Consider the following 22,544-nt stretch of genomic DNA (forward strand, 5'->3'; position numbering starts at 1 on the left):
CGTGGTTCATGACTTGGCGAGCCAGAACCACCAGACAATCGCTGCCATCAGGGCTAGACCGATCACGTTGACGAGTATGCACATCATGCTGAGTCTCCTTGCGAGGTGTTGGATTCAGTGCGTGTCTGAGTGCCGCTAGGTGGTGTAAACCCACGCAGACGATTGGCATTGGTCACCACGGTGACGGATGACAGTGACATGGCCAGTCCGGCAATGACGGGCGAGAGCAAGATGCCTGTGAATGGGTAGAGAATGCCGGCGGCAATGGGGATACCAATCAGGTTGTAGCCAAACGCGCCGACCAGATTCTGCTTGATGTTGCGCAATGTGGCCTGGCTGATGGAAATGGCATCGGCGATGCCTCCCAATGACGGCTGCATCAGTGTGATCCCGGCGGTCTCAATGGCGACATCGGTACCTTCTCCCATTGCAAAGCCAACATCTGCCAGCGCCAGCGCCGGTGCATCATTGATGCCATCACCGACCATACCGACCACGTGCCCTGCCTGCTGTAGGCGTGCTATCTCATCATGCTTGTCATCAGGCGAGACACCCGCACGATAATCATCGATGCCTGTTTCACGGGCGACTGCTGCTGCAGTGTGCGCATTGTCGCCAGTCAGCATGATTACCTTCAGTCCGATGGCATGCAGGCGAGCCACTGCTTCGCGGCTATCTTCACGGAGCGGATCTGCCAGGCCGAAAGCGGCAATCAATGCCTCATCACGAGCCATCAGTATCAAGGTGCGCGCATTGTCCTCAAGCACTGAGATAACGTCGGCCAGCGGTGCGAGACTGATCCCGGCGTCTTCCAGCATTGCAGCATTGCCCATCCGCCAGACACGGCCTTCATCATCCTTGGCGCTGATACCGCGTCCACTGAGCGTGTGATACTCGCTGAAGGTGCTGGCGCGAGATGCCTGTGGCCGCTGAGCTTCAATATGCGTCAGAAGTGCAGCAGCCAGCGGGTGCTCGGAGCCGCGCTCCAGAGCATGAGCAGCATCCAGTACGCTGCTTTCGTCTTCCCCTGCCACGATATGTGTTTCAGTGACTTCTGGCTTGCCGCGCGTCAGCGTGCCGGTCTTGTCCACGACCAGGGCCGTGAGGCGGCTGGCTGTTTGCAATGCCTCGCCGCTACGCACCAACACACCATGTTCTGCAGCCTTGCCGACACCGATCATGGTTGAGATGGGCGTCGCCAGGCCCAAGGCACATGGGCAGGCGATCACCAGCACCGCTGTTGCGACCACCAGCATGTGGACACCGGTCGGAGCAGGCCCGAAATTGAACCAGAGCAGCGCAGCAATGATCGCGATGATCATCACACTGGGAACGAAGACACCGGAAATGGTATCCGCGAGTCGTCCGATGGGAGGGCGTGAGTTCTGCGCCTGACGCACCTGGCTGATGATGCGACCAAGACGTGTATCACTGCCGATGCGGCTGACTTCGAATACCAGGCTACCGCGTGTGTTGAGCGTACCAGCGGCAACGTCATCACCGACGCCGCGCGAGACAGGCAAAGGCTCACCCGTGAGCATCGATTCATCGATGTGGCTCTGGCCCTCGACCACGCTGCCATCGACAGGGATACGCTCTCCTGGGCGGATACGTACCTTGTCGCCACTGCGCACGTCATCGACATCGATTTCGCGCTCTTCACCTTCGCGTATCACTCGAGCTGTGCGAGCCTGAAGGTCAAGCAGCGAACGTAGCGCCTGCTGAGTGCGACCACGTGCGCGGACTTCCAGTGCCTGCCCCAGACTGATCAAACCGACAATCATGGTCGACGCTTCGAAATAAAGCCCGCGTGCCGCCTCGGGCACAATTTCGGGGAACAGCAGCACGCCCATCGAGTACAACCACGCGGCACCGGTACCCAGCGCCACTAAGGTGTCCATGTTGGCCTGATGATGGGTGAACGCCTTCCATGCGCTGGTAAAGAAGCCGCGGCCTGCTGTTGCCAGCACCGCGAAGACAGCGGCACCGATGGCAAGCCAGACGCCGCGCTCCGCTCCTTCGAATCCGGGATGATGAAAGAACATGCTGATCATCAACGGAATACCGATCCCGAGTGACAGCACGCTGTCGCGAATCCGCGTGCGGTACTCGTCCTGCGCATCCTCTTGCTGTTGCTGATCGCTGGCCTGAGGGTCGGCTACGGGGCTAGCGCCGTAGCCGACGCCCTCGATCGCCTTGATGATCTCTTGTTCATCAAGCTGGCTTTTCACTTGAGCACTGCGCGAGGCGAAATTGACCTCTGCACTTTCCACCCCTTCGAGCCCATCCAGCGCTTTTTGAATGGTGGCAACGCAGCTGGCGCACGTGATGCCCGCCAGCGAGAACTCCTTGTTCCCGGAAGCGGCGCTGGTTACCGGCGCCGGATTGTCCTCAACCGTCGTTTGCGTAGTGGTAGCCACGGTCTCGACAGCAGCATCAGAGTCTTCAACGGCTTCTAGCGAGTAACCACTATCGAGCACTATGCGTTCGAGTAGTGCTCGCGGTAGAGCGCTGTCTACCTGCAAGGCATTGTCAGCCGGAACACCACTGACCTCGGCACTCTCATCCCAGTGCTGGAGGGCTGTGCGTAGTTTGGCCACGCATTTCTGGCAGTGCATGCCATGCACCTCCAGAGACACTGTGCGACTCTCAGGTAGTGTAGCCCGCTCGAGTGGATAACCACTCTCTTGTGCGACTTTCTGCAGCGCTTCTTCGCTCAGTTGGCTATGGATCAGTAACAACTGATCATCGGGTGAGCCGATCAATTCAGCCTGTGGATCCTGCGTCAGCAGCGTACGACGAATGCCACTGATGCATCCTTGGCAGCTCAGGCCTTGTGTGCGTAGTAGGCGTTTTTCGGGGAGTGTTACCTGACTCATGATGTGCTCCCGTCAGAATGTTCAGTGGTAGAAATATCGCTAAGAGCTTCTTGAGGAAGCCCCTCGATCAAGCAACAGACACTATTACCGTCTGGTACGCCGTCGGGCATTTTCTGCCAGCTATCAAGCGCTAACTCCATGCGTTCGGACAGCGCTTCCAGCTCGCGAATGCGCTCACGGACTCTCGGTAGATGTTGCTTCAGCAGGTCGCGTACTAGCGGGCAGGGTGAGTCTTGATGATCCGCCTGCTCCAGAATCTGGCTGATATCAGCCAGACTGAAGCCCAGTTGGCGTGCCTGGCTGATGAATTTGAGACGTGTCAGTGCGTGCTGATCAAAGCGCTGATAATTGTTATCAGGATCACGCTGCGCGGTAATCAGACCTTGGCGGGTGTAGTGGCGAACCGTCTCGGCAGTGACGCCACCGGCGTGGGCCAGCTCAGCGACTTTCATTGCACAACCTCCCTTTAGATTCTTGAGGCCTGAAACGTATCTGGCAAGTCTGTCATCAGCCTTTCAGGCATATGCCTTTGATGTCGATCATCAGTGTAAGACCTATGTGCTGCACATAGGTCAAGCGATCATCTACATACAATAAATCTGATATTCGACCAATAGGCTAGAGAAGATCTTGCGCGGAGCCGAGTGTTTTAAACGCTACGATTAAACGTGCAAACAGGCCGCAGGACATAGGCTTAGCGATCTAGCGCTATTACCGTTGTGACTGAAAGTTCCCCGAATACTAGAAATCTCCACATTCAAACAAACGTTCGGCCTTGACTTGGGCGCGCGACTCGCCCACAACGTATGTGACAGGGCTATGCATCAACGAACGATAACAACAACATGCAGCTCTCCAAGCCATCTGCAATGGGACGCCATCAATAATGAAAAACAACATCAATAAACTAACCCTCGGAGTTGCACTGGCAGCTGCTGCCACTGCCTATGCTGGTGGCGTCCAAGCCGGTGCTTTCCAGCTAAACGAACAAAGCGTTAGTTCTCAGGGCACCTCATTCGCTGGCCGCGCCTCCAATGCCAATGATGCCTCTACTGTCTTTGGTAATCCCGCCGGTATGTCCTTCCTTGATCGTGCCCAGATCACGGGTGGCGTGACGTATCTCGATGTGAATACGGATATCGATGTTACGACTGCCACGGATGCCGCTGGACGACCTGTCTCGGGTGGTAATGATGGCGACATGGTGCCGGGGACTGCTATCCCCTCCTTTTATTATGTTCAGCCAGTCAATGATCGTGTCACGTTAGGTTTCGGGGTCTATGCACCCTTCGGTGTCATCACTGATTACGGCTCTGATTTCAAGGGGCGCTACTTTGCCAACTACAGTGAGGTTGAGGTTGTCACCGCTCAGCCGACGGTTTCCTATCGCATCAACGATAAGTGGGCGGTGGGTGCTGGCGTGACCTACAACAGTGTCAAGGGGGAGCTGACGTCGAACACGGCCGACTTCACTGGCACAGGTGATGGCAAGGTCAAGATCAAGGGGGATGATACGGCGTGGGGGTATAACGTTGGCGTGATCTTCCAGCCGGTCGAGAGCACGCGCCTCGGGCTGTCCTATCGCTCCAAGGTGGATTACAGCCTCGACGGTGATGCCAAATACAACAATGTCTTCAACGGCAGTACTGGCAATTTCAGCACCAAGCAGGATGCATCACTGGATGTCACGCTGCCAGAAAGCATCGATCTATCCATGACCCATCAGCTGGATGACCGCTGGACACTGATGGCAGGCGTGACATGGGTGCACTGGAGCCGCTTCGATGAAATTGCGGTGGAAGTCGACAACATGAATGATATTGTCGAGGAGCAGGGCTACAAGGATAGCTGGCAATATGCCGTGGGTCTCAGCTATCAGCTCAATCCGCAGTGGCTTCTGCGCACGGGCCTGGCCTTCGATGATAGCCCGACTGTCGATGAGCACCGCAGTGCGCGTATCCCATCCGGTGACCGCACCATCTTCTCTGTGGGTGCTGGCTGGACACCGATGCCTGAGCTGACCATCGATATGGCCTACACCTATCTTTGGGAAGATACAGCGACTGTCAACCTGAGCGAGCCCAATCGCGGTACATATGAAGCTGAATATGAAAACGAAGCGCATGGTTTTGGTTTGGGTGCGACATATCGCTTCTAACGCGAGCTTGAATGGCGCCGCTTCATGAGCTGCTGAGCGCCATGCTTGATACAGAAATGCCCGGTCACATGACCGGGCATTTTTTTTGTCTATCTTGTTGATGATTGACGTTATCTAAAAGTCATAGCGTGCCAGAACCATGACTTGGTCACGTTCTTCGCTGTACTTGCTGCCATCTGACTGACGGCTATTGTCGAAACGGTACTCGGCAGAGAAAACGAAGTCATCGATCAGCCAGGCGCTGCCGAGAATCTGATAGGCGTAGCGAGCTTCGCTATCTGTAAGGTGCCGGATGATCGGATTTCACAACGAAGCTATCCTTTGTTAGTCTCGCGTGAGCTCATCAAGCAATTTATTCAGGAAAGGCTTCATGGACATCAAGCTGCATAAGCAAGCGACGACGACACCGAAAATTCGTGCCGACATCCAAGCAGCTCCTGCCGGCTTGACCAACAAAGATCTTGCTCGTCAGTTTGGGGTCAGCGTCTCAACTATCCAGCGCTGGCGTTATAGTGATGATGTCCAGGATCGTTCTCACACACGTCATAACCTACTGGCCACTCTGACCTCAGAACAGGAAGAGATAGTCATCGCCGCTCGTGAGTTACTACGGCTGGGACTCGATGATCTACTTGTCGTTGCTCGTGAATTCCTGAACCCCAAACTGTCACGTTCCGCGCTTCAGCGCATGCTCAAACGGCGTGAAGTGCCAACTCTCGCCAAGCTGGCGCGTCGAGACGCGGAAGGCGACGAGAAGCCTAAGCATCGGCCTTTCAAGGATTATGAGCCCGGGTATGTGCACATAGATATCAAGCATCTGCCCCAAATGCCTGACGAAGATCACAAGCGTTATCTCTACGTCGCGATTGATCGTGCCACTCGGTGGGTGTATCTGGAGGTCAGATCAAGTCAATCTGCAAAGGATGCCCGGGCGTTCATGAAGCGTGTGGAAGAGGAGGCTCCCTTCACGATTCGAACCGTGCTCACGGACAATGGTAAATCCTTTACCGATCGCTTCACCGTGGGTGGTGAGCGTAATCCCAGCGGGCGCCATCTTTTCGATCAGGAGTGCCAAAGCCATGGTATCGAACATCGATTGATCAAACCGGGAAGACCGCAGACGAACGGGATGGTGGAGCGTTTCAATGGCCGTATCAGTGATGTATTGGCGACTCGGCGCTATGACTCAAGTGAGGACTTGGAACAGACGCTCGAGCGTTATTGCTGGCTATATAACTACCACATTCCTCAGAAGGCACTACACCACAAAGCGCCTATAGCAGCAATAAAGAAATGGCAGGTCGAACGACCGGAGTTGTTTACTCAAGCTGTAATCAATCAGACGGAACCCGACAGCTATCAGTATCCTTCAGGTGGTTGAGGCCGGCGTAGACCTCGATGGCATCGCTGCCGGGCACGAGATTCTTGAAGCTGTAGTGGGTAATGAACTCGACGCCACGCGCCTTGTCGACGAACGCCTCTGAAGAGTCCAAGGTGCTACCGGCAATGTGATTGCGATATTCGCCGCCTACGAGGGCGATATACCAATTGCCTGGCGACCAGTGCCCGCCCAATAGCCAGGCATCGATATCGCCGTTTTCGCTGGCGCCGTTATTGTCGTAATCGCTTAGCTCGGTATGGTGATAGACCCCACCGATCGTCACGTCTTCATTGGGCTGCCAGTTGAGAGCGGTTTCGTAGCTGTAGTCGCGTTCATATCCGGAGAGTTCGCGCTCCATGACAGGAAGGCCGTTGTCATCTGTCACGATCACGCCGTTCTGGAACACGGGTGAGTCATTGCCATGCTTGCCGTCATGCCCTAGCTGATACATTACACCTGTCGTGAACTGACCGAAGTCCTTCTTCCAGTAGAGGGAGTTGTCCGGTCGACCGGTGCCGTGCAGGCCGCCATCGCCATTTCTGCCTTCGAAGGTGCCGGAAGCCTCACCGCCATTGATCCAGAACCAATCAGTATTGACCGCGATCATGTCGTACCAAGGGCCGTACTGTTTGCCGGCAGTGAATCTGCCCCATTTATCGTGCGCGACCCCCGCGTAGAGCATGCGTTTGTAGTGGGCATCGGTGCCATCCTTGAACCAGGGGTCCACGCCCCATTCGGCTCGAATGATCGAGCTCCAGCCCTGCTGAAACTGATGTTCATGGATCAATCGCACGCGCGAACCGCCATTGTAGATCTCATCGTCCTTGCCATCCTGAAAGACGGCGTAGGCTGATAAACGGCCGCTGAACTCGACACGGTCTGTGTCTGTCTTGTAGACATCGAAGGCTTGGCTGGGGCTTGCCATTGCCAATAGCCCTGTGCCGAGAAGCCCTGTCTGCCAGATGCGGCGCAAACGTGAAGGGGTGAGCGTCAGGGTCGGGATGCTGGCTTTTGTTGTGTTGTGCATCATCGTCTCTCTTGATTACCCAAGGGGTGGTGGTTATACCGAAGCCTCCTGCTTCGGAACGTGTCAGAGTGTTGGCACTCTGTATAAAACCGACGTTCGTTTTATTGTCATGGCCGGTTCCATTGACTCTTGGAAGGTATCTGGACGCTTACTGCTATCTCTCAGGCATCAGCGGCATGTAGCACACCTTCCTCAAGGCAAAACGGGGTCTTGATGGGCGCGCGTGGCGCCCATCAAGCGTGATGAATCCTGTCTTCAGTCAACGAATGAGCGCTTACCCGAGATCTGGCGCGAAAGCAGCCTGCATCAGCTCACGTGTATAGGTCTCGCTAGGCGCTTCGAAGATGGCGCGCGTACTGCCGCTCTCTACTACCTCACCGTCTTTCATCACGATCAGGTGATCGGAAAGTGCGCGTACCACTGCCAGATCATGGCTGATGAACAGATAGGTCAGCCCGTGACGCGCTTGCAGGTCGCGTAGCAGGTCGATCACCGTGACCTGCACCGAGCGGTCCAACGCCGAGGTTGGCTCGTCCAGTAGCAGAAACTCGGGTTTGAGCACGAGTGCCCGCGCAATAGCGATGCGCTGGCGCTGACCTCCTGAGAATTCATGGGGATAGCGGTTGCGCATGGAGAGATCGAGGCTGACTTCGTCAAGTGCCTCGCAGACCTTGGCATCACGCTGGGCGCGATTGAACTCAGGATGATGTACACGCAAGCCCTCACTAATGATCTCGCCCACGGTCAGGCGGGGCGACAGCGAACCGAAGGGATCCTGGAAGACGACCTGCATGCGTGAGCGCAGCGGACGCAGCGCTGCGGCATCCAGCGGTGAGAGATTGATACCATCGAAATTGATCTGGCCCTTGCTCTTGAGCAGGCGCAGCAGGGCGCGTCCGAGGGTCGACTTGCCAGAGCCGGACTCGCCGACAATGCCGATGGTCTGGCCGCGACGAACATCCAGATCAATGCCGCGCACGGCCTCGAAGGCCACTTTGGGTCCGAATAGCGGTCGCTTGATCGTGAAACTGACGCGTACATCGCGTGCCGAGAGCAATACGGGAGCATCGCTGGCGACGGGCGCCTTTTCACCGCTAGGCTCTGCATCGATCAGCATGCGGGTGTAGTCATGCTGAGGGTTGTCGAACACGTCGTGTGTCGTGCCGCTTTCGAGCAGCTCACCGTAGCGCATCACGCATACGCGGTCCGCGAAGTGGCGCACGATACCGAGATCGTGAGTGATGAAGAGAATCGCCATGCCATAGCGCTTCTGCAGAGATTTGAGCAGACGAAGAATCTGAGCCTGCACCGTGACGTCGAGCGCGGTAGTGGGCTCATCGGCGATCAGCAGGTCCGGCTCACAGGCCAGCGCGATGGCAATCATCACGCGTTGACGCTGGCCACCGGACAGCTCATGGGGATAGCTATCAATACGCCGCGCGGGCTCTGGGATACCGACTTGCTCCAGCAGTTCCAGAGCCTTGTTACGCGCTGCACGGCCTTTGAGGTCACGATGCAGAGAGAGGACTTCGATAATCTGGCGCCCAACGCGGTGCAGCGGATTAAGCGAGGTCATCGGCTCCTGAAAGATGGTCGCGATTCGATTGCCGCGTAGTTCGCGCATACGCCGTGTCGAGGCAGTCAGCAGATCCTCGCCACGCAAGCGGATGGTGCCCTGCACCTCGGCGAGTTCCGGCAACAGGCGCAGGATAGCCGTAGATGTCACCGACTTTCCGGAGCCCGACTCGCCCACCAGTGCCAGTGTCTCACCCTTGTTGAGGGTGAAACTTATGCCCTTGACCGCAGGGACGGGGCCGTCCGGTAGTTGGAAGTCGACACGTAGATCTTCGATTTCCATCAGAGATGGTGTGCCTGGTACCTCGGCCTCAAGGCCAAGGCGGGAGAGAGTGTCGGCACGCGCCTGATCGCCAGCGCTGAGAGGTGCATTGCCGGCGTTTTCTGAAGGACGCGAAGCGCCATCGACAGGGTGATCAGTACCGGAGAGGGAGTGGGAAGTGGTCATCAGCAGCGCTCCGGTATCAGCGAGTTTTGGGATCGAGGGCATCACGCAGGCCATCGCCGAGGAAGTTGAGACAAAACAGGGTGGCGGCAAGGAAGATCGACGGTACCAGTAGCATCCAGGGTGCGGTTTCCATCATGTCCTTGCCTTCGGAAATCAGCACGCCCCATGAGGTCAGTGGTTCCTGTACGCCGAGGCCGAGGAACGACAGAAAGCTCTCCAACAGAATGACCTTGGGCACCGTCAGGGTGACGTAGATGATCACCGGGCCTAGCGCATTGGGGATCAGGTGACGGGTCACGACCTGTAGGTCACGCACTCCCAGCGCATGGGCTGCCTCGACGAACTCACGCTTCTTGAGTGCCAGTACCTGGCCGCGCACGATGCGCGACATGTCCAACCATTCCACCGCGCCGATAGCCGCGTAGATCAGAAAGATATTGCGGCCGAAGACCACCATCAGCAGGATCACCAAGAACATGAACGGTAGCGAATACATGATGTCGACGAAGCGCATCATCAGGTTGTCGGCCCGCCCACCGAAGTAACCGGAAATCGCGCCGTACAGCACACCGATCACCAGGCTGACGAAGGTGGCCACCAGTGCCACCGAGAGTGAGATCTGGCCGCCGTGTAGGGTGCGAGTGAGCAGATCACGACCGTTGACATCAGTGCCGAACACATGGCCGGAGGCAAGGTCTGGCCCAGTACCAATGGCATCCCAGTCCACTTCGTCGAGTTCAAAGGGTGTCAGCCAAGGGCCGACCAGACAGGCCAGTATGATCACGGCCATTACCACCAGGCTGCACATGGCAGCACGGTTCTGTTTGAGACGGCGCCAGGCATCGCGAGTCAGACTGTCGCCGGCTGGTGCAGCAGGTGGCTTGCCATCAAGGATACTGGCAGCGGCGTGGCCGTGAGGCGTTGGAGTAGTGTGGGACATGTTGGCCTCGTCTCAGTCGTCGTAGCGAATCTGTGGGTCGAGCGCGCTGTAAAGCAGGTCGACGATCAGGTTAAGCACCAGAATCAAGGCGCCGTAGAACACCACTGTGCCCATGACCAGGGTGTAGTCGCGGTTGAGCGCACCTTGTACGAAGTAGCGACCGATGCCGGGGATACCAAAGATCTGCTCGATCACGACCGAACCAGTGATGATGCCGGCGATCGCTGGGCCGAGGTAGGAGACGACGGGCAGCATCGCGGGTTGCAGCGCATGATGCAGAATCACCTTCCATTCGCTGAGGCCCTTGGCGCGCGCGGTACGAATGTAGTGGCTGCCCAATACCTCGATCATGCTGGCGCGCATCATGCGGGCGATATACGCAATCTGCTGAATGGATAGCGCCACGACCGGCAGTAGCAGGTTCTGCCAGGCACCATCGTTCCAGCCGCCGGCAGGCAGCCCAGCAGTACGCCAAAGACCAGCGCCAGCATCGGGGCAATCACGAAATTGGGCACCGCGATGCCGGCCAGTGCCGTACTCATTACTACGTAGTCCGCCGTCGAATTGCGTTTGAGCGCAGCGATCACCCCCAATGGCACACCGACCAGCAATGCGGCGATGATTGCCCACATCCCCAGTTCCAGACTCGCAGGGAAGCCTTGGCTGATCAGCTCGCTGACATCGAAGTCCTTGTACTTGAAGGATGGCCCGAGATCGCCCTGCACCAGATCCCCGAGATAGCGCAGGTACTGCATTGGTAGCGGCTCATCGAGATGGTAGGCCGCGCGCAGATTCTGTTCGATCTCGGGCGGCAGCCGTCGCTCGCCATCAAATGGCCCACCGGGGGCAACGCGCATCAAGAAGAACGACAGGGTAATCACGATCAGCAGGGTAATCACGATCAGCAGGGTGGGGACCGCCTGCAGTAGTCGTTTGAGTGTGTAGATCAGCATCGCGTGCTCCGTCCGGGCAATGGCCCGGCTGTAGGTCGTCGTTGTTGTTGGTAGGGATGATTCGTCGCGGTAATGGACTGTCAGCAATCAAGCCATCAGCAATGGGCCCTGAAGGATCGTCATGGTGAGGCCTCGAAATGCATGAAGCGGCTAGGATGCACATCCAGTGCATTGGGTGCCCAGCCTTCTAGGCGCGGCGTAATTAGACTCGAAGTTACGTAGTCGTAAAGCGGCAGTACCACGTCATTATCGAGCAGGTACTGTTCGGCTTCATGCAAGTGCTGGCGGCGTGCCTGGGCATCGCCTTCACTCGCAGCAGCGGAGATCAGCGCGTCATAAGTCGGTGAATGCAGGCCGGGTGCGTTCGAGGTGTTATCGGAAGTGAAGGCGTTCAGGAAGTCGTAGGCATCGGCAATCGTTGCGATCATGCCGTAGCGGCCCACCTGATAATTGCCCTGTGCTAAATCACGATAGTGAACGGCAGCCTCGGTATTGGTCAGGGTGGCGGCAACGCCGAGTGGCTTCCACATTGCGCCCAATGCCACCGCGATCTTCTTGTGGTCTTCCAGCGTGTTGTAGCGCAGCTCCAGTGCCAGAGGATGTTCTGGACCAAAACCGGCTTCTGCCATCAGTTCGCGGGCACGTGCCATGCGCTTTTCCATTGGCCAGTCAGCAAAATCAAACCGGCCACCGGTGTGATCAGTGAGCGCATTTGGCACGAAGTGCAGCGAGGGGATCTGCCCCATGCCAAGGATGCGCTCGGTGATCACGTCACGACGAGTGGCCAGGTTCAGCGCACGCCGAATACGTGGGTCTGCGACGGGTGAGCCGTCGCGTAGATTGAATGCGTAGAAGTACTCCCCGAGAATCGGTAGGTATGCAGTGCCTCAGGCAGGTGCTTCTTTATCCATGCGAAGTGGCTGGCGGGCACGCTATAGGCAATATCGACCTCACCGGCCCGAAAGCGATTGAGCGCGGCGTGGCCTTCCTCGATGGGCAGATAGACCACCGTGTCGAGCGCGACCTTGCCTGCAGCGTAATAGTGCGAGTTCGGCGCCAGTTCTATATGTGACTGCGGTGCCCATTCCTTCAGGACGAAGGCACCAGAGCTGACCATGTTCGCGGGGCGCGTCCACTGACTGTCGCTGGCAGTGATGATATGGCGGGGCAGTGGCGCGGCTTCACTCATCGCCAATGTCTGTTCGAGCGTCGCGGAAGGATGGCTGAGCAAGATGACTAGTGTTTGTGCGTCGGGTGCCGAGACACCGAGTTTTTCCGGTGGTAGCTCGCCAGTATTGACCGCACGACCATTGATGATCGGATAGTAGAGCGTGGCGTTATGCGCCGCCGTTTCGGGTGTCATCAAACGACGTAACGCAAAGACAGCATCCTGTGCAGTGAGCGGAGTACCGTCGGACCACTCAAGACCTTCGCGCAGATGGAAGGTCCAGCGTAGGCCATCATCGGAGACCTCCCAGCGCTCGGCCAGTCCCGCTATCAGCGTCCCGTCAGCTGCGTAGGCAATCAGCGGCTCGAACAGGTCGCGCGTGATACGCGTCTCCCAAGTGCCATTGGTCCGCTGGGGGTCGAGTGAGCCGGGCTCGGCACCATTGGCGATGCGCAATACTTGCGGGGCGTGCTGAGGTGAGAGCGGCTCGGTGTCAGCTGCCTGTGCCGGTGAGAAAGGAAGTAGGCCTGACAGTAATAGGCCGGTACTTACGAATATCGCGGGTAGTGATTGGCGCGAGACGTGACGCGCGGCCACGCCAAGACGAGCGCCAGCAAGGCGATCGACAGGGGGAAAACGGTTCATGCTGCAGGCTCCTTGTCGCCAGTAGGGCGACGCGTCATTGCCATCCATGGCGGACGTCACTCTCTTGGCTATCGCTGCATGAAGCATGGATAGCGAGAGGGCGGAGGCTCCCGACGCAAAAAGGTCGGGAGCGCATTCACGCTTGGGCGTGAAGCGTTATTGGGAGAACGAGACCCAGCGCGAGCGGTGGATATCCTCGATATTGTCCTGCCAACCCTTGAGTTTCGGGCTCACCAGATTGCGCGACACGTAGTAGTAGATCGGCAGCACGGCATAGTCATCCAGTGCCTTGCGCTCAGCGTCCTGCATCAGCGCTTCGCGATCATCCATGTCGAGCGTGTTGGCGGCCTTGCTCATGTCGTCATCCAGCGCCTGGTTGGAATACGCGCCATAGTTGTTGGGCACGCCGGTTTCCAGCAGATTGAGGAAGTTCTGGGCATCGTTGTAATCGCCAATCCAGCCAGCACGGCCTGCATCGAACTTGCCCTGACGCATGTCCTCGTAGTGCACCGCGACTTCAGAGTTGAACAGGTTGACCTTGACGCCCAGCGGCTTCCACATGGCAGCGGCAGCGACGGCCACCTTCTTGTGGTCTTCACTGGTGTTGTAGCGCAGCGTCAGTTCCAGCGGATTGTCCGGCCCGTACCCCGCTTCCGCCATCAACGCCTTGGCCTTCTGCATGCGCTCATCCATCGACATGTCCTTGAAGGGCATCTCCTGAACTTCGTAGTGGTTCACGCCCGTAGGCACGAAGCTGTAAGCCGGAACTTCACCAGTACCGAGAATCTTGTCGGTGATGATTTTACGGCGTATGGAAAGGTTGAGCGCCTCACGCACGCGCGGGTCGGCAGTGGCGTGACCATCACGGGAGTTGAGCACGTAGTAATAGATGCCAAGATAGGGTGCAACGTGGGTGGCTTCCGGCAGGTTTTCCTTCAGCCAGCCATATTTCTGGGTCGGGAATTCACGTGCGATGTCTATCTCGCCGGCACGGAAGCGCTTCAGAGCACTGTTGCGTTCTTCGATGGGGTAATAGATCACCTCATCCAGCGCGACATCCTTGGCATCATGAAATTCAGGATTCTTGGCCGCGACGATCTTCGATTGCGGCTGCCAATCGGTCAGCTCGAAAGCACCGTTGGAGACCATCTTGCCCGGGTCGGTCCAGTCCTTGCCGTACTTCTCGACCACATGCTTGGGCAGCGGGTAAGCGGTGTAATGCGACAGTTGATCCAGGAAGTAAGGTGTTGGGCGCTCTAGCGTGATCTCGAGGGTGTAGTCATCCACGGCACGCACGCCGAGTGTTTCAGGCTTTGCTTTCGCGCTGTTGATGGCCTTGGCATTCTTGATCGGATACAGGATGTAGGCGTAATCCGAGGCATTGGATGGCGTCATGATGCGCTGGAGAGCGAACACGAAATCCTCGGCAGTGACGGGTTTTCCGTCAGACCACTTGCCATTCTTGCGCAGGGAGAAGGTGTAGGTGGTGCCATCATCAGACACTGTCCAGGATTTCGCCGCGCCGGGGATGCGTTCACCATCGGCGCCTTCGGTGACCAGTCCCTCGAACAGGTCGCCTACCACGTCATTTTCCCAAGTGCCTGAGATTTGCTGTGGGTCCAGCGAGGCCGGTTCGCCCATGATGGCCAGTTTTAGAGTGTCAGCGAGTACGCCGCTTGAGGCTGCAAGGCCACCTGCCAGCAGCAGAGAGGCCGCCAGCCGCGATAACGGTAGGCGAGGAGCGGTGCGATGGGATGTAGTGTGATGTGATGGGGTGCGCAGCAATGCCATAGTCAGGGAGTCTCTCGCTATTGTTGTTAGTGGTCTAACCAGTCGTGCTCTATCAATGAGCCTACTTCCTTTACCATTGAGCCTTCGACGTCATGCTGTCCATGTTAAAAAATGGATAGGCTATGCATGTATTCGATAAGCATCATGCAAGACGCGGAAAACAAGGCATTTGATGACTTACAGTCGTTTGAATGACTTTGGTCGCAGTCGCGCAAAAAGCGTGCAAGAGGTCGACAGCTTCGCGAAAAGTGAGAGGAGAGTGGCGACATTCTCGAGGATTGAGCATTGCTGGGCCTGCGTCTGGAAGCTCAGAGAAGCAGAGAGCCTTTGGCTGCAAGTGTGACGGAGGCCAACGTGTAATCAGCAAGTTGGCCACGGATCATGGGGCGGGCATGGTCGCCACGCAGGGAAATGGCTACAATATCGGGCTTTGCGCGTCGTCGGCTTGCGCGTGCATCTTCGCACGCACGTCTTGCAACCTGTTGTTCATGACAGGGCCGCCGCGCACCCATTCACGCATCATCGCCTCAAGACAGGACGACCATGCAAGAGATCAATCCGATCACGAACCTCATCAAGGACCTGTCCGAAAGGGCAGAAGTCCTGAGGGGGTATCTTTGACTATGCCGAGAAGCAGGATCGGCTAGAGGAAGTCTCCCGCGAGCTCGAGAGCCCGGACGTCTGGAACGACCCGGAATACGCTCAGAAGCTTGGCAAGGAGCGCGCGTCGCTGGAGCTGGTCGTCAAGACCCTCGACGACATGAGCAACGGTCTGACCGATTGCAGCGACTTGCTGGAAATGGCGGTTGATGAAGAGGACGAAGGCACCGTGGACGAAGTTGTCCGCGAGCTTAACCACCTCAAGGCCAGTCTCGAGAAACTCGAGTTTCGCCGGATGTTCTCCGGTGAAATGGATGCCAACAACGCTTATCTCGATATTCAGTCAGGCTCCGGCGGCACTGAAGCGCAGGATTGGGCCAATATTCTGCTACGCATGTACCTGCGTTGGGCTGAGCATCACGGTTTCAAGACTGAAATCGTCGAGGCAAGTGCCGGTGAAGTGGCCGGTATCAAGTCCGCGACCATTCATGTTGAAGGTGATTACGCCTTCGGCTGGTTGCGCACTGAACTTGGCGTGCACCGTCTGGTCCGCAAGAGCCCCTTCGACTCCGGCGGCCGTCGTCACACCTCGTTCGCGTCCGTGTTCGTATCGCCGGAAATCGATGACAACATCGAGATAGACATCAATCCGGCTGATCTGCGTACCGATACCTATCGTTCCTCGGGTGCAGGTGGTCAGCACGTCAACACCACTGACTCGGCGGTACGTATCACCCACGTCCCCACGGGCATCGTGGCGGCCTGCCAGACCGAGCGTAGCCAGCACTCCAACCGTGATCGTGCCATGAAGATGTTGAAGGCGCGTATCTACGAAGCGAGATGCAAAAGCGCAACGCGGCCAAGCAGGAACTCGAGGACTCCAAGTCTGATATCGGCTGGGGCAGCCAGATTCGCTCCTATGTCCTCGATGACCAGCGCATCAAGGACCTGCGAACCAGCGTCCAGTCGAGCAACTGTGACAAGGTGCTCGATGGCGATCTTGATGATTTCATCGTCGCCAGCCTCAAGATGGGGCTCTAAGGTTCGGCACTCGCTGACCCTTGGGGCTTCCCTCGCCTCCACCGCTCAGTGCGGTGGAGGCCATGAATTCCCGTATCGCGATCAGAGCTGGCGGAGACTCCTCTCAGTCTGATCATGATCTGTCGTGGCCTGTTGGCCATGACCCTTTGACACGAGACAGGCACCTCCATGTCGACAGAGCAGACCCCCGCCGTTGATGAGCAGCAGGCCACCGAACAGGCCCAGGAAGAAAACCACCTGATTGCCGAGCGTCGCGCCAAACTTGGCCTTCGTCGCGAGCAGGCTGCTGCCGAAGGCAAGAGCGCCTTCCCCAATGATTTCCGCCGTGACAGCCTCGCCGCTGATCTACTGGCCGAGCTTGGCGAGAAAGACAAGGCCGAGCTCGAGACCCTCGATCGCAAGGCGGCCGTCGCTGGTCGTATCATGCGTAAACGTGGCCCGTTCATCGTGCTGCAGGAAGTCTCCGGCCAGATTCAGCTCTACGTCGACAAGAAAGGCTTGCCGGAAGCGCTGCTCGAAGATATCAAGAGCTGGGACATTGGCGACATCGTTGGCGCCAGCGGTCCGGTTCACAAGTCCGGCAAGGGCGATCTGTACGTCATGATCGAAACTGCCCAACTGATGACCAAGAACCTGCGCCCGCTGCCGGACAAGTTCCACGGTTTGTCTGATCAGGAAATGCGCTATCGTCAGCGTTATGTCGACCTGATCATGAACGAGCAGTCGCGTCGCACCTTCGCCATGCGCGCCGGTATCGTCGCCTCCATCCGTCGCTTCCTCAGCGACCGTGGCTTCATGGAAGTCGAGACGCCGATGCTGCAGCAGATTCCGGGTGGTGCGACGGCGCGTCCGTTCATCACGCATCACAATGCGCTGGATATGCAGATGTATCTGCGTATCGCGCCGGAGCTGTACCTCAAGCGTCTGGTGGTGGGTGGCTTCGAACGTGTGTTCGAGATCAATCGCAATTTCCGCAATGAAGGGCTGTCCACACGACACAACCCCGAATTCACCATGCTGGAGTTCTACTGGGCTTATGCCGATTATCGTGACCTGATTGCCCTCACCGAGGACATGATTCGCACGGCGGCACAGGAAGTGCTCGGTACCATGCAGATTACCTGTCAGGGCAGCGAGTACGATCTTAGCCAGCCCTTCATTCAGATGACCATGCGTGAGTCGATCATCAAGTACAGCGATGGCATCAGCGATGATGATCTGGCTACTCTCGAGGCAGCGCGCGCCACGGCCGAGCGTCTGGGTATTCAGGTCAAGCCGATCTGGGGGCTGGGCAAGCTCGAGACCGAGATATTCGAGGAAGTCGCCGAGCACCGTCTCGACCAGCCGACCTTCATCACTGAATATCCGGCCGAAGTCAGTCCGTTGGCGCGTCGTAATGACCACAACCCGCACGTCACTGACCGTTTCGAGTTCTTCGTCGGTGGTCGTGAGATCGCCAATGGCTTCTCGGAGCTCAACGACGCAGAAGACCAGGCGGAACGCTTCCAGGCACAGGTGGCCGAGAAGGATGCTGGTGATGACGAAGCCATGTTCTACGATGCTGACTACGTGCGCGCGCTGGAATACGGCATGCCACCGACAGCTGGCGAAGGCATCGGCATTGATCGTCTGGTGATGCTGCTGACGGATAGTGCCTCTATTCGTGACGTACTGTTGTTCCCGGCGATGCGTCCGCAGCAAGACTAAGTCGCTTGGCGGAGTGACGAACAGCACCGCTGCTCCTCAGCGCCCTCGATTCATGATCGAGGGCGTTTTTCGTGTGCGTGAGCCGGTACATTGCGTCGCGTCATGAACGACGAGGCGCGGCGACGCTTGGCTTTGTCGCCTGCGAGCGGCCATAATGGTCGGCGTCTTGTCTGTCGGCCTTTTTACACGATGATATCCGACAGCAGCGCCCCGAGATTCACCGGCCTTTATGTGCGTGTGGCATGTCACGCACGGCAGGCGAGCGGTGTGTCTTATCTTGGGAATTGTCCCTGAATGTCCTGGAGAGTGCAGAATGAAGCTGCTTAACCGTTCCGCCCTGAGCGTCAAGCCGACCCAGGCGTTTGTCGACTGGATCAACTCGCTGGAGTCCGATGGTGAGGGAGGCGAAGATCTAGCGCTGGAGGATGTCAATCAGGAGAGTACCGTCTACCTGATTCCCGAGATGGATACTCGTGAGGCGCTGGATGGCTTCGTGTCCGAGCGTTGGTTGGATGTGCTTGAAAGTGAGCTACGTGCCTGGGAAGAAGACACCCGCCATTGGCCCCAGCCGTTGGATAAGGCGCTGTTCAATAGCTTTATCACCGTCGAGCACAGCTATCTGGCAGTGGATCTCGATGACGAGGCGCCGCTTGAAGTCTGCGAAGTGGATGACGAGCTACTCGCCGATCTCGACTGAGAGACGTTTTTAGCAACGTCTTTGTCTTTCCACTGATAGCGACCGCTGTCAGTCATGGCGACAGACGTTACAATGGCCCCGGGCGATGTGTCCGGGGCCATTTGCGTTCTATCATACCGTCGACGCCAACGCCTTTGTCCGCATGCCTATCGTGCGGCCGCCACCCTCAAGGAGATCGCGCATGAGCATCCAGACCCAGATCGACACTAAGCTCACGACACTCGCCCCCCTGATGGTCGAGGTGGTCAACGAGAGCCATATGCACAGCGTTCCGGCCAATTCCGAGACGCACTTCAAGGTCACGCTGGTCAGTGAGCGTTTTGCCGGCCTGATGCGCGTCAAGCGCCATCAGCTGCTATATGCACTGCTCAAGGAAGAGCTCGAGGGCCCTGTGCATGCACTTGCGCTACATCTCTATACGCCGGTTGAGTGGACAGCGCGTGGCGGCGAGATCCCTGATTCTCCCAACTGCTTGGGTGGCGGGAAGAGCGACGGTAAGCATTGACCATGACTCCTGAACCGCAACGCCTGCAATATCTGGATGCCATGGGACTGACGGCTTGGGTTGGCCGTTATCAACTGCCCAATGCACTCCCCACTCAGGCATGTGAATGGCCGGAACCGATCACGCCCGAGGCCGTGGCTCCCCAGTCGCGCTTGCATGCCTTGATTGATGAGGCGCCACGTCCGACGACACCGCCGGCGGTGTCTTTGGCTGCGCTCGCGCATGACACCCCCGCTCGTCCCGCGGGTCCGCCGCCGTCACAGAGTGCACGTGCCTTGCTGGGCATGGCAGAGTCTGTCCAACCATCGAAAGCGTCAGTCGCCAAGGCGGCGTCGGCCTTGTCAGCTCCCGCGGCGTCGGCCTCACTGCCTTCGGAGCAGGGTAGTACCGCCTCTTGGGGGACGCCGCCTGACAAGATGCCTGCACCAGTTGAGGTAGCTGACGAAGCGGCTATTGCGCCGCCGGCTGATCAGTCTCCGCTGCGCTTCAGTTTGCAGATCGCTGCGCTCGACGGGCGTTGGCTGGTAGTGCTGCCCGGCGATGAGGCACCACATCTGCAAGGTGAGGCGCTGCTGAAGGCGTTATGGCGCGCGGCAGGAATCACTGAGCCAACTCAGCTCACGTTCAGTAATTTCCGTTGGCCGTTGTTGCCCAATCTCAAGGCCAGTGCTCCGTTGGAAGAAGCTCAGGAAGGACTGCGAGCTTTCCTGTCAGGGCCAGCGCGGCGCGATTGGCAGCCAGAACGTCTACTTGTCTTCGGCAACGACGAGAGCAGCCAAACGCTCTGCAAGGTATTGGGCGTCACGTCATCGATGAATGGCATTGGCGAGTCGAGTCTGCTGAACATTCCTGTTTGGCACGGCCCCTCGTTGGCGGCATTGGCGCATTCCAGTGAGGCCAAGCGCTCACTATGGCCGTTGTTGGCACGCTGGGGGCGTGATTGGAAGAGTGAGAGTGCCACTCCAGGCGATTCAGCATGAATCGGATGGCAGGAGTGCTACGTGAGTTGGTGCTCGATGATGCCACTCTGGCTGCGCTGCTCGTCATTGAGGCGAGTCAGCCGCACGGTATGAGCAAGTATCAGCTAGTGGGCGTGCTCAGCGATACCACTCGTTGTGTGCTGGGCGTGTATCTGCCAGCGACGGCGCAGCAGGCTGAACTGTTGACGGGATTCGTGGTGGTGGCGCGTGGCCCTTTTGAAGCGGAAGTCGAAGCGATCACTGTCCATGCTGAGCAACGTGGACGGGGCATCGGGCAGCAGCTGCTGAAAGGTGCGCTGCTGCGCGCGGGTGACTGGCATCGCGAGTCAGGCTTGGAGCGGCTGTTATTGGAGGTGCGCGCAGACAATGTCTCCGCGCGGGCACTTTATGTGCGTGCCGGATTCTGTGAGGACGGCATTCGTAAGCGTTATTACCCTGCCACTGATGGGAGACGTGAGGATGCCGTGCTGATGTCCTGTCCGCTGAGCTGATGCGACGTTTAGGTCTTGCAGACATGCTTTGCGTACCATCACAAACAACAATGCCGCCGACAGTTTCCTGTCGGCGGCATTGTTGTTGTCAGGCGCTGCAGTCTTCAGATGCTGCAGTTTCCAGAGCGCTTAGGCGTCCTGGGTTTCCGTTTCGCTGAAGCGTGCTACCAAAGATTCCAGACGGCCAGCCCACTGGTCGCGTTCTTCTTGCAGACGGGTGTTGACTTGACGCAGCTGCTCAAGCTCTTCGCCTTGACCATTCTTGGCTTCGCTTAGACGCTGGTTCTCTTCCTTGAGTTCATCAACTTCCATCTTCAGCATTTCGATGGTGTCGATGGCCTGGCCGACTTTCTGCTCAAGTTGGGTAAAGAGTTCGGTGCTCATGCTATCTCCTTGTCGAGCCACGTTGGCGGCTCGAGGATGTTCGTTAAGGGCGGTAAACGTATGCGGTGAATGCTGGTGCGATGAAGATCAGCCGCTCCGGAAGTCCTTGCCGGATGGCGCAGCGATACCCGCCTGCAGGCAGACTACGACGCCGCCTGAGCCGACACAAGAGCGAAAACCGTACTGCGATCGCTTTGGCTGTCGATCGGTAAGCCTTTTTCTCCACGAATCAGGCTGGCGGATGACGTTGATACAGGCGGCCATGGCTATCGCCAGCACGGCTTTCGCGGTGTAGCTGCCAATTGGCCGGTACGACAGGGTCGAGGCCGGCTTCGACTTCCAGATAGATCATGGCGCTATCGCTGAGCCAGTGCCGTGATTCCAACAAGGCACAGCTGGGGGCCGCGAGATCAAGTCGGAAGGGCGGGTCGAGTAGCACCAGGTCCATGCCGCCTTGAGGGGGCTGAGCTGTATCGAGCCAGTGTATGGTCTCATTACTCATCACGCTGGCGGGTAATGATTCGTCACTCGCCAGCGTAGCGAGATTCGCCTGAAGAGCGCGGGCCACACGGCTGTCACGCTCCACGAAGGTCACGTGGGCCGCTTCGCGAGACAGGGCTTCAAGGCCCAGCGCGCCGCTACCGGCAAAGAGGTCGAGCACACGAGCGCCTCCGACATGAACGCCCAACCAGTTATAAAGTGTTTCGCGAACACGGTCCGGTGTCGGGCGCAGGCCCGGTGCATCGATCACGGTCAACAGCCGACGCTTGAAGCGCCCGCCGATGATGCGCAGGCGGCCGGCACCACCAGTCGACTGACTCTGCTTGCCGCTCTGCATATCGGAACGCGAGGGCGCTGAGGATTTACCCCGTGTGGGGCCTTTGGAGGTTGCGCGTTTTTTCATGCCGCGAGTCTACCATGTGCGACGTCGGATGCCGCGTGGTGCGTACCTTAAGCCCACAAGGGATGGTAGGATGACGCCACTTTCACGAGTTCAGGACTGTCTCGCCATGTTCGGTTTTTTCAAGCGCAAGAAACATAAGGCTCAGGAGCAGAAAGCCCCTGAACAGCAGGCCCTCGAGCAACAGGCTCTTGAACAGGCGCCGGCTGCTGAGCAGGCCGCCCAGACTGAAGCTGATCGCATTGCTGCTGAGCAGGCCGCCCAAGCTGAAGC

The 22,544-nt window shown here is 57.9% G+C and carries 18 protein-coding genes and 2 pseudogenes; 8 read left to right on the forward strand and 12 right to left on the reverse strand.

Translation table 11 applies throughout. The features are described from left to right. Positions 1-83: 83 nt before the first annotated feature. Both BF12_RS0108040 and BF12_RS0108045 read right to left on the reverse strand, forming a co-directional pair. On the reverse strand, positions 84-2,879 hold the full coding sequence (locus BF12_RS0108040) for a heavy metal translocating P-type ATPase (protein WP_024951833.1): 2,796 nt from the start codon (positions 2,877-2,879) through the stop codon (positions 84-86). Then, positions 2,876-3,331 (reverse strand): MerR family DNA-binding protein, encoded by a 456-nt coding sequence (locus BF12_RS0108045; protein ID WP_024951834.1) that lies wholly within the window; start codon positions 3,329-3,331, stop codon positions 2,876-2,878. Before BF12_RS0108045 ends, BF12_RS0108040 begins: the two co-directional genes overlap by 4 nt. 434 nt (positions 3,332-3,765) lie before the next feature. Here BF12_RS0108045 and BF12_RS0108050 point away from each other — a divergent pair, with 434 nt between their 5' ends. Both BF12_RS0108050 and BF12_RS0108055 read left to right on the forward strand, forming a co-directional pair. After that, positions 3,766-5,037, forward strand: coding sequence for an OmpP1/FadL family transporter (locus BF12_RS0108050; RefSeq protein WP_024951835.1), 1,272 nt, complete (start codon positions 3,766-3,768; stop codon positions 5,035-5,037). A 370-nt stretch (positions 5,038-5,407) separates the two neighbouring features. Next, on the forward strand, positions 5,408-6,418 hold the full coding sequence (locus BF12_RS0108055) for an IS481 family transposase (protein ID WP_024951836.1): 1,011 nt from the start codon (positions 5,408-5,410) through the stop codon (positions 6,416-6,418). Here the strand turns inward: BF12_RS0108055 and BF12_RS0108060 are convergent. The 7 genes and pseudogenes from BF12_RS0108060 to BF12_RS0108085 form a co-directional block, all read right to left on the reverse strand. Further along, positions 6,372-7,448: a porin gene (locus BF12_RS0108060; RefSeq protein WP_024951837.1), complete on the reverse strand. Its 1,077-nt coding sequence runs from the start codon at positions 7,446-7,448 to the stop codon at positions 6,372-6,374. The two genes, BF12_RS0108055 and BF12_RS0108060, sit on opposite strands and share 47 nt — an antisense overlap. A gap of 271 nt (positions 7,449-7,719) precedes the next feature. Further along, on the reverse strand, positions 7,720-9,303 hold the full coding sequence (locus tag BF12_RS0108065; protein WP_035159586.1) for an ABC transporter ATP-binding protein: 1,584 nt from the start codon (positions 9,301-9,303) through the stop codon (positions 7,720-7,722). Positions 9,304-9,484: 181 nt separating this feature from the next. Next, on the reverse strand, positions 9,485-10,408 hold the full coding sequence (locus BF12_RS0108070; protein WP_024951839.1) for an ABC transporter permease: 924 nt from the start codon (positions 10,406-10,408) through the stop codon (positions 9,485-9,487). Positions 10,409-10,420: 12 nt separating this feature from the next. Continuing rightward, a pseudogene (gene oppB / locus BF12_RS19245) lies at positions 10,421-11,361 on the reverse strand (oligopeptide ABC transporter permease OppB). 119 nt (positions 11,362-11,480) lie between these two features. Next, positions 11,481-12,230, reverse strand: a complete 750-nt coding sequence (locus tag BF12_RS23115) for an ABC transporter substrate-binding protein (RefSeq protein WP_084488029.1) — start codon at positions 12,228-12,230, stop codon at positions 11,481-11,483. Next, a complete protein-coding gene (locus BF12_RS23120; protein WP_051510838.1) occupies positions 12,152-13,174 on the reverse strand; it encodes a peptide ABC transporter substrate-binding protein in 1,023 nt (340 codons plus the stop codon). Before BF12_RS23120 ends, BF12_RS23115 begins: the two co-directional genes overlap by 79 nt. A 156-nt stretch (positions 13,175-13,330) precedes the next feature. Then, positions 13,331-14,965, reverse strand: a complete 1,635-nt coding sequence (locus BF12_RS0108085) for a peptide ABC transporter substrate-binding protein (RefSeq protein ID WP_024951840.1) — start codon at positions 14,963-14,965, stop codon at positions 13,331-13,333. 543 nt (positions 14,966-15,508) lie between these two features. Between BF12_RS0108085 and prfB the strand changes: the two are divergent. From prfB to BF12_RS0108130, 6 genes and pseudogenes are all read left to right on the forward strand, one after another. Next, a pseudogene (gene prfB, locus BF12_RS19260) lies at positions 15,509-16,606 on the forward strand (peptide chain release factor 2). Between the two features lie 168 nt (positions 16,607-16,774). Further along, complete coding sequence (gene lysS, locus BF12_RS0108110; RefSeq protein WP_024951843.1) at positions 16,775-18,313, forward strand: lysine--tRNA ligase; 1,539 nt, start codon at positions 16,775-16,777, stop codon at positions 18,311-18,313. Positions 18,314-18,626: 313 nt separating this feature from the next. Then, positions 18,627-19,010, forward strand: a complete 384-nt coding sequence (locus tag BF12_RS19265) for a hypothetical protein (protein ID WP_035159577.1) — start codon at positions 18,627-18,629, stop codon at positions 19,008-19,010. A gap of 181 nt (positions 19,011-19,191) precedes the next feature. Further along, positions 19,192-19,515, forward strand: coding sequence for a BolA family protein (locus tag BF12_RS0108120; RefSeq protein WP_024951844.1), 324 nt, complete (start codon positions 19,192-19,194; stop codon positions 19,513-19,515). 2 nt (positions 19,516-19,517) lie between these two features. Further along, positions 19,518-20,495 carry a hypothetical protein gene (locus BF12_RS0108125; protein ID WP_024951845.1) on the forward strand — a complete coding sequence of 326 codons (978 nt, stop codon included), beginning with the start codon at positions 19,518-19,520 and terminating at the stop codon, positions 20,493-20,495. After that, complete coding sequence (locus BF12_RS0108130; protein ID WP_051510841.1) at positions 20,492-20,986, forward strand: GNAT family N-acetyltransferase; 495 nt, start codon at positions 20,492-20,494, stop codon at positions 20,984-20,986. The genes BF12_RS0108125 and BF12_RS0108130 overlap by 4 nt, the downstream gene beginning before the upstream one ends. 129 nt (positions 20,987-21,115) lie before the next feature. Here BF12_RS0108130 and zapB read toward each other — a convergent pair whose 3' ends face one another. The 3 genes from zapB to BF12_RS22330 all read right to left on the reverse strand — a co-directional run. Then, on the reverse strand, positions 21,116-21,370 hold the full coding sequence (zapB, locus tag BF12_RS0108135) for a cell division protein ZapB (protein ID WP_024951847.1): 255 nt from the start codon (positions 21,368-21,370) through the stop codon (positions 21,116-21,118). Between the two features lie 229 nt (positions 21,371-21,599). After that, the gene (rsmD, locus tag BF12_RS0108140) at positions 21,600-22,274 is read right to left on the reverse strand and encodes a 16S rRNA (guanine(966)-N(2))-methyltransferase RsmD (RefSeq protein ID WP_024951848.1); all 675 of its coding nucleotides are present in this window, start codon (positions 22,272-22,274) and stop codon (positions 21,600-21,602) included. An 82-nt stretch (positions 22,275-22,356) separates the two neighbouring features. Further along, positions 22,357-22,544 (reverse strand): hypothetical protein (locus BF12_RS22330; protein ID WP_035159579.1); only part of this gene is annotated, 188 nt, incomplete at its 5' end.

The sequence above is a fragment of the Cobetia crustatorum genome (genome assembly GCF_000591415.1).
Lineage (GTDB): Bacteria > Pseudomonadota > Gammaproteobacteria > Pseudomonadales > Halomonadaceae > Cobetia > Cobetia crustatorum.

Coding starts and splice junctions, on each gene's coding strand:
- BF12_RS23120 (WP_051510838.1), bottom strand. CDS start 13,174: ATGAACCGTTTTCCCCCTGTCGATCGCCTTGCTGGCGCTCGTCTTGGC.
- BF12_RS0108055 (WP_024951836.1), top strand. CDS start 5,408: ATGGACATCAAGCTGCATAAGCAAGCGACGACGACACCGAAAATTCGT.
- BF12_RS0108045 (WP_024951834.1), bottom strand. CDS start 3,331: ATGAAAGTCGCTGAGCTGGCCCACGCCGGTGGCGTCACTGCCGAGACG.
- BF12_RS0108120 (WP_024951844.1), top strand. CDS start 19,192: ATGAGCATCCAGACCCAGATCGACACTAAGCTCACGACACTCGCCCCC.
- BF12_RS0108040 (WP_024951833.1), bottom strand. CDS start 2,879: ATGAGTCAGGTAACACTCCCCGAAAAACGCCTACTACGCACACAAGGC.
- lysS (WP_024951843.1), top strand. CDS start 16,775: ATGTCGACAGAGCAGACCCCCGCCGTTGATGAGCAGCAGGCCACCGAA.
- BF12_RS0108085 (WP_024951840.1), bottom strand. CDS start 14,965: ATGGCATTGCTGCGCACCCCATCACATCACACTACATCCCATCGCACC.
- zapB (WP_024951847.1), bottom strand. CDS start 21,370: ATGAGCACCGAACTCTTTACCCAACTTGAGCAGAAAGTCGGCCAGGCC.
- BF12_RS0108065 (WP_035159586.1), bottom strand. CDS start 9,303: ATGGAAATCGAAGATCTACGTGTCGACTTCCAACTACCGGACGGCCCC.
- BF12_RS0108130 (WP_051510841.1), top strand. CDS start 20,492: ATGAATCGGATGGCAGGAGTGCTACGTGAGTTGGTGCTCGATGATGCC.
- BF12_RS0108070 (WP_024951839.1), bottom strand. CDS start 10,408: ATGTCCCACACTACTCCAACGCCTCACGGCCACGCCGCTGCCAGTATC.
- BF12_RS0108060 (WP_024951837.1), bottom strand. CDS start 7,448: ATGATGCACAACACAACAAAAGCCAGCATCCCGACCCTGACGCTCACC.
- rsmD (WP_024951848.1), bottom strand. CDS start 22,274: ATGAAAAAACGCGCAACCTCCAAAGGCCCCACACGGGGTAAATCCTCA.
- BF12_RS0108050 (WP_024951835.1), top strand. CDS start 3,766: ATGAAAAACAACATCAATAAACTAACCCTCGGAGTTGCACTGGCAGCT.
- BF12_RS19265 (WP_035159577.1), top strand. CDS start 18,627: ATGAAGCTGCTTAACCGTTCCGCCCTGAGCGTCAAGCCGACCCAGGCG.
- BF12_RS0108125 (WP_024951845.1), top strand. CDS start 19,518: ATGACTCCTGAACCGCAACGCCTGCAATATCTGGATGCCATGGGACTG.